The following is a 14588-nucleotide window of genomic DNA, read 5'->3' as shown; positions in this document are numbered from 1 at the left end:
TCATGGGTGCCGCAATGGAACTGTTATCCCATTGTGGCGGATGCGCGCCGGCATCCTGCGGCCCGCTCGTTGGCAGACCGTCATACAAAAGGGCCCCGCACGCTGTGCAGGGCCCAGAGGCATTACTCTTCGTCCACCACGTTCTGGTAGCCTTCGGCGTCCAGCAGGTTGGCCAGCTCGCCTGCGTCATCCAGCTTGATGCGGAACAACCAACCAGCCTGGTACGGATCGGAGTTGACCAGCTCGGGGCTGCCTTCCAGCTCTTCGTTGACGGCGATGATCTCGCCGCTCACCGGGCTGTAGATGTCGGAGGCGGCTTTTACCGACTCGGCCACGGCGCAGTCGTCACCGGCGCTGACCTGCTTACCCACCTCGGGCAACTCGACAAACACCATGTCCCCCAACAGCTCCTGGGCGTGCTCGGTGATACCGACGACGGCCTCACCGTTGGCTTCGACACGGATCCACTCGTGGGAGGTGGCATATTTCAGTTCGCTCGGGATATGGCTCATTTGTGCTTCCTTAATGTACTTGGATCACTTTTTACAAAAGGGCGCGGCGCAGGACCTTCCTGCGCCGCCATCAATCATTACACCAGCGCCTGACCATTGCGGACGAAGGCGGGCTTGGTCACCTTCACGGTAACCAATTTCTTGCGGATCTCAACCTGGGCCTGTGCGCCGATGTCACGGGGCACCCGCGCCAGGGCGATGCTGTAGCCCAGGGTCGGGGAGAAGGAGCCTGAGGTGATCACCCCTTCCCGCGGCTCGCCATCGGCACCGGTAAAGGTGACCGCCATGCCGGCACGCAAGACCCCTTTCTCTTCCATCACCAGGCCCACCAGCTTGTGCTGGTTGCCCGCCGCTTTCTGCGCTTCCAGCGCGGCGCGGCCGATAAACTGGCGATCGGCCGGCTCCCAGGCGATGGTCCAGGCCATGTTGGCGGCGAGCGGAGAGATAGACTCGTCCATGTCCTGACCATAGAGGTTCATGCCGGCTTCGAGACGCAGGGTATCCCGCGCGCCCAGGCCGCAGGGGGCAACCCCTGCATCCAGCAGCCCCTGCCACAGATCGCACGCCTTCTCTTGCGGCACCACGATCTCGTAGCCATCTTCGCCGGTGTAGCCGGTGGTGGCGATGAAGAGATCGCCGGCCTGCACGCCGAAGAAGGGCTTCATCCCCACCACGGCGGTGCGCTGGGAGGCGCTCAGGACGGAGGCCACCTTGAGCTTGGCGTTGGGGCCCTGCACCGCGATCATGGCGAGCTCGGGGCGCTCGGTCACGGTGACATCGAAATCGATGGCGTGGTGGCGGATCCAGGCCAGATCCTTCTCGCGGGTGGCGGAGTTGACCACCAGGCGGTAGAAGGTATCGGTCAGGTAATAGGTAATGAGGTCGTCGATGACGCCCCCTTCGGGATTGAGCATGCCGCTATAGAGGGCCTTGCCGGAAACGGTCAGCTTGGCCACATCGTTGGCCAGCAGGTGTTGCAGGAAGGCTTTGACCCGCTCGCCGGTCAGATCGACGATGGTCATGTGGGAGACATCGAACATGCCGGCGTCGCTGCGCACCGCGTGGTGCTCTTCCAGCTGGGAACCGTAGTTGATGGGCATTTCCCAACCATGGAAGTCCACCATTTTGGCGCCGGCTTCCAGGTGTTTGGGATGCAGTACAGTAGTCTGGATCATCGCATTCTTTCCTTAGCAAAAAGCCCTTTAGCGTTAGCGACAACTCTCGCAACCCGCCCGATTCACTGCAAAGATAAGCCTTCACAGCAAAGAGAGCCGGTCACCGGGTCTGTGCTCGCTCCTGCCCTTGCCGGGCAAGAGGGATTCCTTGAACGGGACGGATTATATGCCAAGCGGGCCCATGCGCCGCTCAAAAAAAACTAATCCCCTCCCGTTTAAGTGCTTCCAGACACTAAGATAAACGCCAAGATAAAAACAGCCGTAAACGGAAGAAGTCGAGATTAAATTTCGATTTTCACCGTTTCGTCACAATTTGCAGAAAAACGTTTCGCACTGCACCAAAATTAAAGGCTGACGCCTCGTCAGGGGCATCAGCCTTGCCAGATTACTTTTTTTATAAAAAAAGCCGGCTAATATTAGTTTTTTTCATCATTTTGGCGAAAGCTTGGCCCGCGGCACCGGGTTGACCGGTGTCACCGGCACCCACTCGGGACGGGCCAGGGCGGGCAATTCGCCCTCCAGCCCCATGGCGGCACGGATCACCCCCTCTTTGAAGGGCGTCAGCAGATCGGCCGCACGCAATCCCACCCCGCGCACCAGCTTCTTGAGGGGATGCGCACCGCTAAACAGTCGCTTGAGCCCCTCCATCGCCGCCAGCATCCTGGCCGCCTCGCTCTTGCGCCAGCGCTCGTAGCTGCGCAGGTTGGCCTGCAGGCCGATATCCTTGCCGGCACGCTGGTTGGCGAGGATAAGCTCGGCCAGGGCGGCAGCATCCAGCAGGCCGAGGTTGACCCCCTGCCCCGCCAGCGGGTGTATGGTGTGGGCTGCATCGCCCACCAGCACCAGCCGCTCGCGGGCAAAGTCGCGGGCATAGCGGGCGGTGAGCGGGATGGCGCTGCGCGGCCCCTCCACCTTGCACAGGCCGAGCCGCGCATCGAATGCTGCGGTGAGCTGGCGATTGAACTTCTCATCGTCGCAGGCGCACAGCGCCTCGGCCCGCGCGGCAGGCAGGGACCAGACGATGGAGCAGAGATCCCCCTGCCACAGGGGCAGGAAGGCGAGCGGCCCTTCCGGGGTAAAGATCTGGCGGGCCACCGCCTGATGGGGCTCGGCGCAGCGTACCGTTGCCACCAGGGCATGATGGCCGTAATCCCAGCTGGTCAGCGGAATATCGGCCTGACGACGGACCCAGGAGTGGGCACCATCGGCCGCCACCACCAGTTTCGCCGCGATGGCCTGGCCATCTTCAAGCAGCAGCAGGGCCCCCGCCGGGCCGCTCTGCAGGCTCTTGGCGCGAGCCGGCGTGAGCAGCTGGATGTTGTTGGCACCCTCGATCGTCTCCAGCAGCGCCAGCTGGATGACCCGGTTCTCGACGATATGGCCGAGGGCGCTCTGGCGCAGGCTGGCAGCATCAAAATCGATGTGGCCGAAGCTGTCCTGCTCCCACACCGCCATCTTGTCGTAATGCTGCAGGCGGCGCGCCGCAATCCCGGACCAGGCCCCGACCCGCTGCAGGATGCGCTGGCTGGCGAGGCTCAGGGCGCTGACCCGGTTGTCGGCCACCTCGCCAAGCTCGGAGTCAGGCAAGCGCCCCTCAACCACCACCACCTTGAGGGCACTCTCCTTGAGCGCTGCGGCGAGCCCCAGGCCCACCATGCCACCCCCGACAATCACCACATCCACGTCTTGCATCTGCATCATCTGTTCCTTTCATGGCTGGCCAGCGTGGCCAGCAGGGGGCGCCATCGCACCTCCCCTTTCAGCATAAGTTGGCCCCGGGCCCCTTAACGCTTGCCACACACATCGGCGACAAAGCCCAGGGTACGGGAGGCAAGCGGCGCCTTGAGACAGGGGAGCCGCCCCATCAGGGAGAGCGCCAGATTGCGTCCCGCCACCAGAGGATCGTGACCATTGGAGAAGAGCTGGGCCAGCGAGGAGGTGAGCCAGACGGTCTGCGCCTGATCGACCTTGCGCTGCTGCCAGTAGCCATTGAGTACGCTAAAGCTGCCGATATCCTCCCCCGCCGCCAGGGCGCTGGCGATGGCGTCGGTCAGCAGATCGAGATCCCGCATGCCGAGATTGAAGCCCTGACCGGCGATAGGGTGCAGGGCGTGGGCGGCATTGCCCACCAGCACGGTGCGCTGGGCCAGCGGATAGTCGCAGGCGGTCAATACCAGCGGATAGACGTGGCGCTGACCGGTGCGCTCGAAACGTCCCAGCCGCCAACCAAACGCCGCCTGCAGGCGGACCAAGAATGCGGCCTCATCCAGCCCCATCAGCTCGTCCACCTCATGACGCGCGACGCTCCAGACCAAAGAGGAGAGCCCCTCCTGCATCGGCAGCAGGGCCAGGGGACCTTGCTCGGTAAAGCGCTCGAAGGCGCGGCCGGCGGGATCTTCGGCGGTCTTGACGGTGGCGATGATGGCACTCTGTTCAAAATCGTGGCGGGTCACCGCCAGCTTGAAGTGCTGGCGCACGAAGGAGTTGCCCCCGTCGGCCGCCACCAGCAGCCGGGTCTCCACTTGCTCGCCGCTCTCAAGCGTGAGCCTGACCGCCTCCTGCCGGGGCTGGATATCGCCGACCCGAGTCGGGCACACCACCCGGATCTGCTCGCAGGCAGCCATGGCCTGCTGCAAGGCGTGGCCCACGGCCGCCAGTTCAATGACCTGCCCCAGGGCAGGCAGACCGTATTCGGCCGCTGACAGGCGAGTCTGGCCGCAGTGGCCCCGATCCGAGACATGAATATGGGTGATGGGGGCGCAGTAGGGAGCAAACAGATGCCAGAGGCCGCGCCGCTCCAGCGCCTCGCAGGTGCCCGCCGCCAGCGCGATGGCGCGGGCATCGAAGCCCGGGTGAGCCGGTGCAGAGGCATGGATGTCGGGGGCACTGGCCTCCAGCAGCAGGATCGACAGGGGCGATCCATCGGGCTTGCGCAGGGCCGCCAGAGAGAGCGCCAGCACGGCACCACTCATTCCACCACCGACCAGGGTCACATCGACCTGTCGCACATCAGATTGGGACATAAGCAGAGAAGGAGAAGTCAAAAACGTAGCCTCATGCTACCACAAAGGGCGAGGCCGGTTGCGCGGTTGGCGGCAAAAAACCGGTGTCAGCTCACAGGGTTAGTCAGCCTTTGCCATCACGTTGCAATCACTTTGCCATAACAAAAGAGCGCCACGGGGCGCTCTGTTCTTTCAGTAGGTGACAAAGGGTGATCTGTCACCACAATCTGCCCATCAATGCAGGGTCGGCGGGGTAACCGGGCTGTCCGGGCGCTTGCCAAACTCTTCGAAGGCCATCATGACCCCCAGCTTGACGTGCTCGTAGAGCACCAGGAAGGAGGCTTCGTTCTCGTCATCTTCCTGATCGAACTCGGCAGAGACCTGGGTGATGCTGGCGATATCCTGGATCATCTCCTGCAGCTCTTCCGAGGCGCGGGAGAGTTCCTGCTGCACCACACCGAAACCGGCCAGAAACGCCTGGGACCAGTCCACCAGCGAATCGATGCGTTCATCCAGCGGCGTCTCGTCGCCGGGCAACAGCAGCTCGACCCCTTTTTGCGCCATCAGGCTCTCGACCACATTGTGATAAAGATCGGTCATCAGCTGGCGCACCGGGGCTGGCAGGCCGAATCCGTCGTTCACCAGATCGTTGAAATGGGGCACCCAGCTCTTCTCATCCAGCGCCACGCCACCACATACCAGACCACAGATCACACCGTGAGCCTCGACCGCACTGGCCATCAGCTCATGCTGCTCCATGATGGCCGTCACGGCCGCATAGTTAAGGGGGGTTGTCTTGCTCATAGTGGATCCGCTCAAAGTTCATGCAAGTTTGCAAAATTTATGGTCAGGATCCTAGCATTCTCCCTCTTCCAGAGCCAGCAAGGCCTTGAAAGTTATGCATCTGCGCTATATAGTCCCGCCCAGTTGTCCACGTGGATAAAGGCGGAAAGTTTCTTCGCCGTATTGAGGAAGGCATGAGCACAGAGGCCGTAGAAATCGTCATTTTGGGACGTCCCTACAAGGTATCCTGTCCCCTGGGACAACAGGATGCCCTGCGCCAGGCCGCCGAGCAGCTGACCGAAAAATTGATCGACCTGCGTCAACGTTCCAAAGTCTCCAGCAACGAACAGCTTGCTGTGATGGCGGCGCTCAATTTTTGCCATGAGCTCTGCCTTGAAAAAGAGAAAAACCACCAATACTCTGAGACCATGGACAAGCGGATCAAGATGCTGCAACGCACCATAGAAGCGGCCTTGATAGAGCACGGACAGTATGGTGATTCCAGCGAAGAAGAGGGGCAACAGCCCTAATCTCGCACCGTTTTAAATTCCCTGGGGTGTTTGTCAGCCGGTTCAAGTCCCCGAGCCGATATTCATACCAAACAGGGGATCTGCCTTCTGGCTATTGCGCATGCTCGGCACGACCGAGAAGCCTGCGGTCAGATCCGATCCCCGCCTTGAACCGACGGTTCAAGGGCCCAAACCGGCAACGGCATCTCCGGGGTTCCAACAGCAAAAAGCCCGTCACCATGGTGACGGGCTTTTTCTTTATTCTCCCCTCGCCTGCCTCACACCGGCAAGCTCAGCCTCACCAGCAAGCCGCCGAGTTGCGGCGCAGGCAGCAACAACACCTCACCATGATGGTAGTGGGCGATGTCGCGCACCAGGGCGAGGCCAAGGCCGGCGCCGGGCTGATCGGCACCATTTTCGAGCCGCTGGAACGGCAGCCAAACCCGCTCGGCCTGCTCGGGGGCGATACCGGGACCGCTGTCTTCCACCTCCAGCCAGACTTGCTTACCGGTGGCCTGCACCCGCGCCGTCACAGTGCCACCTGCCGGGCTGTACTTGATGGCGTTGTCCAGCAGATTGGCACACAGCTCCCCGAGCAGCAGCGGCTCCCCGGCCATCATGATGGCGGACTCCTCCCCCTCGTAGCCGAGATCGATCCCCTTGCTGCGCGCCTGTGCCAAGCGGGAGAGACAAGCCTGCTGCACCAGCGCCACCAGTTCGATGGGCTCGCGCTGGCGAAGGCCGGAGCACTCGTCGGATTTGAGGCGAGCGAGCAGCAACAAGCGTTCGGTCAGCGCTATGGTGTGATCGAGCCGGGCCGCCATGGCCGTCAGGCTCTCCTGCATCAGGACGGGATCGTGACCGCTGCGGGCCACTTCCACCTGGGTCTTCAGTATGGTCAGCGGGGTGCGCAGCTGGTGCGCCGCATCGGCGCTGAAGCGCTCCTGACGGGCCACCAGCTGACGCAATCTGGCCAGATGGCGATTAAAGGCGAGGATAAGCGGCCGGGTCTCCTGCCAGGGGAGCAAGTCCGGCAGCGGCGCCAGGTTGGCGGCATCGCGGCGCAATAGCTCGCGCGACAAACGGCGCATCGGGGTAAGCAGGCGCTTGAGCAGCAGGTAGGCGAGCAGCAGGGTCAGGGCCACCAGGGCTCCCTGAGAGAGCACCGCATGCCACAACAGCTGCTCGGCGAGTTCACGACGCCCCATCAGGGTTTCGGCCACCGTGATGGTGGCCATGCCGCTCAGACCTCCTTCGTTAACCGGCTGCAGCAGGGCGACGGCGCGAATAGGCGTGCCCTGATACTCCCCGTCATAGAAGTAAGCGAGCGCCGGATAACGGTCGGTGAGCGGCGTCTTGTCCGGCCTCGCCGGCAACTCCTCATAGCCCGAGATAACCCGACCGGATGGCGAGCGCACCTGATAGAAGAGGCGATCGCGCATGTTGCGCTCGAAGCTGTCGAGCACCACGTAGGGGACATCGACCCGCAGCCGCCCCTGCTGCACATCGAGGCGCTCGGCCACGGTGCGCGCCGAGGCGAGCAGGGTGCGATCATAAGCTTGGGTAGCGGCGGCCAGGGCGCCGTAGTAGCTGTACCAGGCCGACGCCCCCCAGAGGATCAGCAAGGGAGCGCCAAGAAACAGCAGCAGTTGATGAAGGAGCGAGCGGTTAATGGGAAGCCTCCGGCGCCGCTTCCAGCAAATAACCCAGCCCGCGCAATGTAGTGATCACCACGCCACTGCCGACGAGCTTTTTGCGCAGCCGGTGGATGTAGAGATCGATGCTCTCCTTCCCCACCTCGTCATCGAGGTTGAACACCTGCTCGAACAGCTGCCCCTTGGCCACCGGTCGCCCCTGGCGATACATGAGGGCGGTGAGCAGCGCCTGCTCGCGCGGGGTCAGGGCCAGCCTGGCGTCATTCACCACGAAATAACCGTCCGGATGCAGCATCAGCTGCCCCAGCCGCAATTCGGCGCCGCCACTTTCGCTGCGTCGCAGCAGCGCCCGCAGACGGGCGTCGAGCTCCCCCAGATCGAACGGCTTGGCGAGATAGTCGTCGGCGCCGGCATTGAGACCGCAGATCCGCTCCTCTACCGCGCCACGGGCGGTGAGCAGCAGCACCGGCAAGCCCTGGCCGCGGCGGCGCAACCGGCCGAGCACTGTCAGCCCATCCAGCCTGGGCATTTCGATATCCAGGATCGCCAGAGCATAACGCTCCTGGCGCAGCAGCTGATCGGCGCTGTCGCCGTCAGCCACCCAATCCACGGCGAATCCGGCGCTGGTCAAGGCCCGCGAAAGCCAGTGCGCCAGTTCATGATTGTCTTCGGCCAGCAGTAACCGCATCTCGTCTCCCCATACTGCGAGGTGTGATCCACTTCACGCTCCCAGCAATTCAGCAACGGCTGAAAGGTGAATGAAAGGTTGTTGTTTTAACAATTTCGCATCACCTCGTCTACCGACGAGGTCACACCCGGAAAAAACAACAACAAGATGGAGCACTCCATGAAGCAACACACACGTCATGCCCTCGCCCTGCTGGCCCTGTTCGGTGCCCTGCCACTGCAAGCTGCCGACACCGCCAGCGCCCCTGATCGGACCGAATGCATCGCCCCCGCCAAACCGGGCGGCGGTTTCGATCTCACCTGCAAGCTGCTGCAGGTGAGCCTGCAGGAGACCAACACCATCGACAAGCCGATGCGCGTCACCTACATGCCGGGCGGCGTTGGCGCCGTGGCCTACAACGCCATCGTGGCCCAGCGTCCGGCCGAGGCCGGCACAGTGGTCGCCTTCTCCGGCGGTTCGCTTTTGAACCTCTCCCAGGGCAAGTTCGGCCGCTACGGGGTCGATGACGTGCGCTGGCTGGCCGCCGTTGGCACCGACTACGGCATGATCGCGGTGCGCCACGACGCCCCCTACCAGAACCTCAAGGAGCTGGTCGCCGCCCTCAAACGCGATCCCAACAGCGTGGTGATCGGCGCCGGCGCCTCCATCGGCAGCCAGGACTGGATGAAGGCCGCCCTGCTGGCCAAGCTGGCAGGGGTCGATCCCCACAAGATGCGCTACGTCGCCTTTGAAGGCGGTGGCGAGCCGGTCACCGCCCTGCTCGGCAACCACGTGCAGGCGGTCTCCGGCGATCTGAGCGAGATGGTGCCCCACCTTGGCGGCGACAAACTCAAGGTGCTGGCGGTGTTTGCCAAGGATCGCCTGCCGGGCAAGCTGGCCGACATCCCCACCGCCAGGGAGCAGGGTTATGACCTGGAGTGGCCGGTCATTCGCGGCTTCTACGTGGGCCCCAAGGTGAGCGACGCCGAGTACCAGTGGTGGAAGCAGACCTTCGATCAACTGGTCAAGACCGACACCTTCAAGGCCCAGCGTGATCAGCGCGGCCTGTTCGAGTTCGATCTCACCGGCGAGGCACTGGACAGCTACGTCAAGGCCCAGGTCGCCGACTATCGCGAGCAGGCCAAGGCCTTCGGTCTGGCCAAGTAAGAGGGAGCCAGCACCATGAGCGATCGTCTGTTTGCCCTGTGCTGGCTGCTGCTGAGCCTGGGGGCCGCCGCCCTCGCTTGGCAGCTGCACAGCGAATACAGCTACGAGCCGGTGGGGCCGCGCCCCTTCCCGCTGGTCATCAGCCTGTTGATGGCCGGCTGCGCCCTGCTGCTGCTGAGGCGCACGCCGGATCCGGCCAGCTGGCCGGAGCTTCCCGCGCTGCTGCGCATCGCCGCCATGGTGCTGGCCCTGTTTGCCTACGGCTGGGGCTTTGAGTGGCTGGGCTTTCCGCTCGCCACCACCCTGCTCACCGTGGTGGTCGGGCGGCTGTTTGGCGCCAGCTGGCGCGCCGCCCTCATCGCCGGGCCCCTGCTCGGCATCTGCCTCTTTTACACCTTCGACCGGCTGCTGGATGTCACCCTGCCGCTCGGCGCCTGGCTGGCCTAAGGAGTTGTCATGGATACCTGGATGTACCTTGCGCAAGGTTTCGCGGTGGCCCTCACCCCCGAAAACCTGCTGATCGCCCTCATCGGCTGCTTCGTCGGCACCGTGGTCGGGCTGCTGCCGGGGCTCGGCCCCATCAACGGTGTGGCGATCCTGCTGCCCCTCGCCTTCGCCCTGAAACTGCCCCCCGAGTCGGCCCTGATCCTGCTCGCCACCGTCTACATCGGCTGCGAGTACGGCGGGCGGATCTCCTCCATCTTGCTCAACGTGCCGGGGGACGCCGCCGCCATCATGACGGCGCTCGACGGCTACCCCATGGCCAAGCAGGGACGCGCCGGGGTGGCGCTCTCCATCTCGGCGGTGAGCTCGTTCGTCGGCTCCCTGCTCGCCATCGGCGGCATCATACTGTTCGCCCCGGCCCTGGCCCGCTGGTCGCTCGCCTTCGGCCCGGCCGAGTACTTCGCCCTCATGGTGTTCGCCATCGCCTGCCTTGGCAGCATGATGAGCCAGAACCCGCTCAAGTCCTTCCTCGCCGCCCTGATTGGCCTGGGGCTCGCCACCGTCGGCGTCGATGCCAACACCGGCGTCTACCGCTTCACCTTCGACAGCGTGCACCTGTCGGACGGGATCCAGTTCATCGTGGTGGTGATCGGCCTCTTCTCGGTGAGCGAGATCCTGCTGATGCTCGAGCACACCAAGGGGGGTCAGCAGCTGGTGCGCCAGACCGGCCGCCTGCTGTTCAGTTTCCGCGAGCTGACCCAGTGCACCGGCACCATGTTGCGCTCGGCCATCGCCGGCTTCTTCGTCGGCATCCTGCCGGGGGCCGGCGCCACCATCGCCAGCGCCCTCACCTACATGACCGAGAAGCGCCTGGCCGGCCCGCAAGGCACCTTCGGCCAGGGGGACATCCGCGGCGTGGCGGCCCCCGAGGCGGCCAACAACGCCTCCGCCTGCGGCTCCTTCATCCCCATGCTGACCCTGGGCGTGCCGGGCTCGGGCACCACGGCGGTGATGATGGGGGCCCTGACTCTCTACAACATCACCCCGGGTCCGACCATGTTCACCGAGCAACCGGATATCGTCTGGGGGCTGATCGCCGCCCTGCTGCTGGCCAACATCATGCTGCTCATCATGAACATCCCCCTCATCGGGCTGTTCACCCGCATGCTCAGCATCCCGCTCTGGTTCCTGGCCCCGGCCATCGCCACCGTCTCGGCGGTGGGGGTCTACGCGGTGCACAGCACCACCTTCGATCTGTTGCTAATGGCCGGTCTCGGGGTGTTTGGCTATGTGCTACGCAAGCTCAACTTCCCCCTCTCGCCGCTGATCCTGGGCTTCGTGCTCGGGGAGATGCTGGAGCAAAACCTGCGCCGGGCACTCTCTATCAGCAACGGCGAGCTCGACATCCTGTGGGGCAGCGCCATCAGCCAGAGCCTGCTGGTTCTGGCGGTGCTGGTCATCGCCCTGCCTCCCCTGGTGCGCGTGCTGCGCCGGCGCAAGAGTGCCGCAACCATGTCAGAGGCCAGCACGGGATCCGGTTCCTGACACTGTGCACCTCGTTAAGGTTGCCATCCCATAACAAGAGGGCCTCACAGGGTGGGGCCCTCTTTTATCTCTGTGTGTTCCGCCCTGAATATGGTTTACAGATGTAGTGGCAGCTCAACCGCTCCGGGATGGTCGCGTCGGCAAAGTTGGAACAGGGGGTATCCCGGCGCGCAGACTGAAGCACCTCCACACCTGACCCCGGCAACCCGAACAGCTCATCAATGAACTCAAGCAGCAATGGGCGCTCATTAACCGGCAGGCCCGGTTCTTCGAGACCGTGGTCGATGTGCGGAAGAACGATTACGGCGCCTCTCCCATAAAAATGCGACTCGACAAGCCCTCTCGCAATGGCAAGTCGACAAGCTGACCATTTGTTTGCACGTAGTACGCTACGTACAATGGGTACTATTGCGAAGAGCCACGGGTGGGGACCCGCAAGCTGCATTATTTGTTGAAGAATCAGGATGAGGCCTGGCTGAGGGATGGACGGGATAGGCTGTACCGGATATTGGCCGGGCACCGCCTGCCGATGCAACCCAGACCATAAACATTGACAACCTGAAGCGGTCGCATCAGGCATTGAAATACAAAACCCCCGATGTGGTGCAGCGGGGGTTCCAAGTAACGAAAAGCTAGCCGGAAATGTGTAGACCTATTTCAGGGCCAGGTGTGATGACACGCGTTCAAGATGGTTGATCGCTTTTGCTGCGGGCACTCTGGGCTCCCGGCGGCAAGGGTTTGCGCGCCATCAGCTCCAGCTCGAGCAGGGCGTAGCGGTGTTCGATGAAGTCATAAACGTTGTTGGAGAGCGCCAGCTTGAAGTAGCTGATGGCCTCCTTGCGATTGCCCTTGCCCAATTCTAATTTGCCCAGATAGAAGTAGGTCTCGCACAGGCGCTCGGCGAGTTCGCGATTGTCCTTCACCCCTTTGACCACGTTGGCCATCAGTTTGCTGGCATTGATCTCGCCGGTATAGAGGCGAACCAGATCCCAGTTCCAGGCATCGTCGTCATATTTGTTCAGGCGCTCGCGCATCCGACTCATGGCGGCGGCGGGATCGAGCTTCTGCTCGGCCAGATAGAGCCAGATCACCCGATAGGGATCTTCCGGCTGCGCCTCATAGAAGCGCTTCATGTCGGCGGCGGAGAGATCGGGGCGGTTGCCGTAATAGAGCGCGATGCCGCGGTTGAGGTAGGCATAATCATAATCGGGAGCCAGTTCGAGGGCGGAATCAAATGCCTCGTAGGCTTCGTCATAGTTCTGCTGCTGCACCAGATAGACACCGATGAAGTTGTAGGCTTCGGCAAAATCCGGTTTCTCCCGCAGGGCACGGTTGAAATCCAGTCGCGCGAGGGAGCGCAGCCCCACCCGATCGAAAACGACGGCACGCTCATAGAAGAGTTCTGCTCGCTGCTCCGTGGTCAACTCCATTTCGCTCAGCATCTGCCCGAGGCGCGCCAGTGCCAGCTCGCTCTGGTAGGAGACCTGCAGAGGGGTCGCCAAAACCAGTGACGCGGGCTGCGGCTTGGGCTCTTTCGGGGTGTTGATCTGACTGCTACTGCTGCAACCCCACATAGGAAGCAACAACAGGATACCAAGGAGGCATCCAATCCCTTTCCTGACGTTCAATGAACACTCCGACGCTGACGCTTCTTGACCTCGCATATGGTAAAGGGCAACAACCACTTTGTCATGTGGCTGAGCCCCTCTCCATCAAATAAATCAGGATTCGACAGGGTATCCAGCATCCTTCCATCCCCGAAAACCGCCATCGACGCTGACAACCCGACTGTACCCCATCTGGCGCAAATTATCGGCCGCCAGGATCGAGCGAAATCCGCCCCCGCAATAGAGGTAGAGTTTGGTCGCCGGATCCGGGTAACGGGTCTCGATATCGCGCTCTATCACCCCTCGCCCCAGATAGACGGCCCCTGGCAAATGGCCGTTGGCCCATTCGCTCTCCTCGCGCACATCGACCAGGATGAAGGTACGTCCCTCCTCCTGCCAACGCCGGATCTGGTGAACGTCTGTCTCCTCGACCCGAGCGCGGATCCCTTCGACCAGCGCCAGAAAACGGGGATTGTGTTGCATGGCAAACTCCTCTGACTTGAATCATCTGCGTCAGCATACGACAGGCAGACAAAAGAAAAGAGCGCCAGCGGCGCTCTTTTTCATGGTTACGGCAGGATCTCTTGTTGATCCGCACCCTCTTTCTCGACCTGGGTTGGCAGCATGTGCTCGCGCTTGACGCCGAGAAACATGGCAAACGCACTCGCCACATAGATGGAAGAGTAGGTACCGAAGGCCACACCGATCACCATGGCCACGGCAAAACCGTGGATCAGCGCGCCGCCCTTGAGCAGCAGCGCCAGCACCACCACGAAGGTGAGGCCGGAGGTGATGATGGTACGGCTCAGGGTCTCGGTCATGGAGAGATCCAGGATGTACTCGGTATCCCCCTTGCGCACCTTGCGAAAGTTCTCCCGCAGGCGGTCGAACACGACGATGGTATCGTTCAGGGAGTAACCCACGAGCGTCATCAGGGCTGCCAGCACGGTCAGGTCAAACTCGTACTGGAAGTAGGCAAAGACGCCGAGGGTGATCACCACGTCGTGCACCAGGGAGAGAATGCCCCCCATGGCCAGACGCCATTCGAAACGTACCGCCACATAGGCAAGGATACAGAGGATGGAGGCCAGCATCGCCAGCGCACCGTCCGTCGCCAACTCGTCACCCACCGAAGGACCGACAAACTCGACGCGCTTGAGCACGGCATCCTTGTCGATCAGCTTGGCAGCGGCCAGCACCTCGTTGCCCTGCTGCTCGACCTTGACCCCCTCTTGCGGGGTCAGGCGGAACAGCACGTCACGGCTGGAGCCGAAGTGTTGCAGGGTTGCCCCTTCAATTTTCTGCTCGGCCAGGACGTCGTGGATCTTCTCCAGGCTCACCGACTGCTGGAACCCCACCTCGATGGTGGTACCACCGGTGAAGTCCAGACCCCAGTTCAGGCCCCGATCAAACAGGAAGAACAGGGAGATCACCATCAGCAGGGAAGAGAACACCACACCCGGTTTGGCGAAACGCATAAAGGGGATGGGTTTTTCAAAATGTAGGATCTGAAACATGTCTC

The 14588-nt window shown here is 62.5% G+C and carries 14 protein-coding genes and 1 other RNA gene; 5 read left to right on the top strand and 10 right to left on the bottom strand.

Annotated features, from left to right (window positions below; translation table 11 throughout):
- Positions 1-122: 122 nt before the first annotated feature.
- The 5 genes from gcvH to MRK42_RS08355 all read right to left on the bottom strand — a co-directional run bounded on the left by gcvH (position 123) and on the right by MRK42_RS08355 (position 5493).
- Positions 123-512, bottom strand: coding sequence for a glycine cleavage system protein GcvH (gene gcvH / locus MRK42_RS08375; protein WP_026457262.1), 390 nt, complete (start codon positions 510-512; stop codon positions 123-125).
- Between the two features lie 77 nt (positions 513-589).
- Entirely contained in the window at positions 590-1687 is a 1098-nt protein-coding gene (gene gcvT, locus MRK42_RS08370; RefSeq protein WP_026457263.1) for a glycine cleavage system aminomethyltransferase GcvT, read from the bottom strand.
- Positions 1688-2116: 429 nt separating this feature from the next.
- Positions 2117-3385, bottom strand: coding sequence for an FAD-dependent 2-octaprenylphenol hydroxylase (locus MRK42_RS08365; protein ID WP_338612455.1), 1269 nt, complete (start codon positions 3383-3385; stop codon positions 2117-2119).
- Between the two features lie 86 nt (positions 3386-3471).
- Entirely contained in the window at positions 3472-4710 is a 1239-nt protein-coding gene (gene ubiH, locus MRK42_RS08360; protein WP_338612454.1) for a 2-octaprenyl-6-methoxyphenyl hydroxylase, read from the bottom strand.
- Between the two features lie 213 nt (positions 4711-4923).
- The gene (locus tag MRK42_RS08355) at positions 4924-5493 is read right to left on the bottom strand and encodes a UPF0149 family protein (protein ID WP_042024943.1); all 570 of its coding nucleotides are present in this window, start codon (positions 5491-5493) and stop codon (positions 4924-4926) included.
- 173 nt (positions 5494-5666) lie between these two features.
- Here MRK42_RS08355 and zapA point away from each other — a divergent pair, with 173 nt between their 5' ends.
- Positions 5667-6002, top strand: a complete 336-nt coding sequence (gene zapA, locus MRK42_RS08350; protein WP_026458364.1) for a cell division protein ZapA — start codon at positions 5667-5669, stop codon at positions 6000-6002.
- Between the two features lie 15 nt (positions 6003-6017).
- Positions 6018-6200, top strand: a non-coding RNA gene (ssrS, locus tag MRK42_RS08345) — 6S RNA.
- A 59-nt stretch (positions 6201-6259) separates the two neighbouring features.
- Here ssrS and MRK42_RS08340 read toward each other — a convergent pair.
- Together MRK42_RS08340 and tctD are read right to left on the bottom strand one after the other, a co-directional pair.
- Positions 6260-7606: a sensor histidine kinase N-terminal domain-containing protein gene (locus tag MRK42_RS08340; protein WP_338612163.1), complete on the bottom strand. Its 1347-nt coding sequence runs from the start codon at positions 7604-7606 to the stop codon at positions 6260-6262.
- A gap of 43 nt (positions 7607-7649) precedes the next feature.
- Positions 7650-8324 carry a transcriptional regulator TctD gene (tctD, locus tag MRK42_RS08335; RefSeq protein ID WP_042024946.1) on the bottom strand — a complete coding sequence of 225 codons (675 nt, stop codon included), beginning with the start codon at positions 8322-8324 and terminating at the stop codon, positions 7650-7652.
- A gap of 159 nt (positions 8325-8483) precedes the next feature.
- On the opposite strand from tctD, the gene MRK42_RS08330 reads away from it, so the two are divergent.
- Genes MRK42_RS08330 through MRK42_RS08320 form a run of 3 tightly spaced genes read left to right on the top strand, consistent with a single transcriptional unit; the run spans position 8484 to position 11459 of the window.
- Positions 8484-9470 carry a tripartite tricarboxylate transporter substrate binding protein gene (locus MRK42_RS08330; protein ID WP_156130285.1) on the top strand — a complete coding sequence of 329 codons (987 nt, stop codon included), beginning with the start codon at positions 8484-8486 and terminating at the stop codon, positions 9468-9470.
- Positions 9471-9485: 15 nt separating this feature from the next.
- A complete protein-coding gene (locus MRK42_RS08325) occupies positions 9486-9917 on the top strand; it encodes a tripartite tricarboxylate transporter TctB family protein (RefSeq protein WP_338612162.1) in 432 nt (143 codons plus the stop codon).
- Between the two features lie 9 nt (positions 9918-9926).
- The gene (locus MRK42_RS08320; protein WP_338612161.1) at positions 9927-11459 is read left to right on the top strand and encodes a tripartite tricarboxylate transporter permease; all 1533 of its coding nucleotides are present in this window, start codon (positions 9927-9929) and stop codon (positions 11457-11459) included.
- Positions 11460-12142: 683 nt separating this feature from the next.
- Here the strand turns inward: MRK42_RS08320 and nlpI are convergent.
- The 3 genes from nlpI to secF all read right to left on the bottom strand — a co-directional run bounded on the left by nlpI (position 12143) and on the right by secF (position 14583).
- Complete coding sequence (gene nlpI, locus MRK42_RS08315) at positions 12143-13087, bottom strand: lipoprotein NlpI (RefSeq protein WP_324606633.1); 945 nt, start codon at positions 13085-13087, stop codon at positions 12143-12145.
- 93 nt (positions 13088-13180) lie between these two features.
- Entirely contained in the window at positions 13181-13549 is a 369-nt protein-coding gene (locus MRK42_RS08310) for a rhodanese-like domain-containing protein (protein ID WP_338612160.1), read from the bottom strand.
- Between the two features lie 86 nt (positions 13550-13635).
- On the bottom strand, positions 13636-14583 hold the full coding sequence (gene secF / locus MRK42_RS08305; protein WP_061475436.1) for a protein translocase subunit SecF: 948 nt from the start codon (positions 14581-14583) through the stop codon (positions 13636-13638).
- Positions 14584-14588: the final 5 nt, after the last annotated feature.

The sequence above is a fragment of the Aeromonas sp. 19NY04SH05-1 genome (assembly GCF_040581895.1).
Lineage (GTDB): Bacteria > Pseudomonadota > Gammaproteobacteria > Enterobacterales > Aeromonadaceae > Aeromonas > Aeromonas enteropelogenes.
This window is presented reverse-complemented; position numbering and strand designations above follow the sequence as displayed.

Coding starts and splice junctions, on each gene's coding strand:
- gcvH (WP_026457262.1), bottom strand. CDS start 512: ATGAGCCATATCCCGAGCGAACTGAAATATGCCACCTCCCACGAGTGG.
- gcvT (WP_026457263.1), bottom strand. CDS start 1,687: ATGATCCAGACTACTGTACTGCATCCCAAACACCTGGAAGCCGGCGCC.
- MRK42_RS08365 (WP_338612455.1), bottom strand. CDS start 3,385: ATGCAGATGCAAGACGTGGATGTGGTGATTGTCGGGGGTGGCATGGTG.
- ubiH (WP_338612454.1), bottom strand. CDS start 4,710: ATGTCCCAATCTGATGTGCGACAGGTCGATGTGACCCTGGTCGGTGGT.
- MRK42_RS08355 (WP_042024943.1), bottom strand. CDS start 5,493: ATGAGCAAGACAACCCCCCTTAACTATGCGGCCGTGACGGCCATCATG.
- zapA (WP_026458364.1), top strand. CDS start 5,667: ATGAGCACAGAGGCCGTAGAAATCGTCATTTTGGGACGTCCCTACAAG.
- tctD (WP_042024946.1), bottom strand. CDS start 8,324: ATGCGGTTACTGCTGGCCGAAGACAATCATGAACTGGCGCACTGGCTT.
- MRK42_RS08330 (WP_156130285.1), top strand. CDS start 8,484: ATGAAGCAACACACACGTCATGCCCTCGCCCTGCTGGCCCTGTTCGGT.
- MRK42_RS08325 (WP_338612162.1), top strand. CDS start 9,486: ATGAGCGATCGTCTGTTTGCCCTGTGCTGGCTGCTGCTGAGCCTGGGG.
- MRK42_RS08320 (WP_338612161.1), top strand. CDS start 9,927: ATGGATACCTGGATGTACCTTGCGCAAGGTTTCGCGGTGGCCCTCACC.
- MRK42_RS08310 (WP_338612160.1), bottom strand. CDS start 13,549: ATGCAACACAATCCCCGTTTTCTGGCGCTGGTCGAAGGGATCCGCGCT.
- secF (WP_061475436.1), bottom strand. CDS start 14,583: ATGTTTCAGATCCTACATTTTGAAAAACCCATCCCCTTTATGCGTTTC.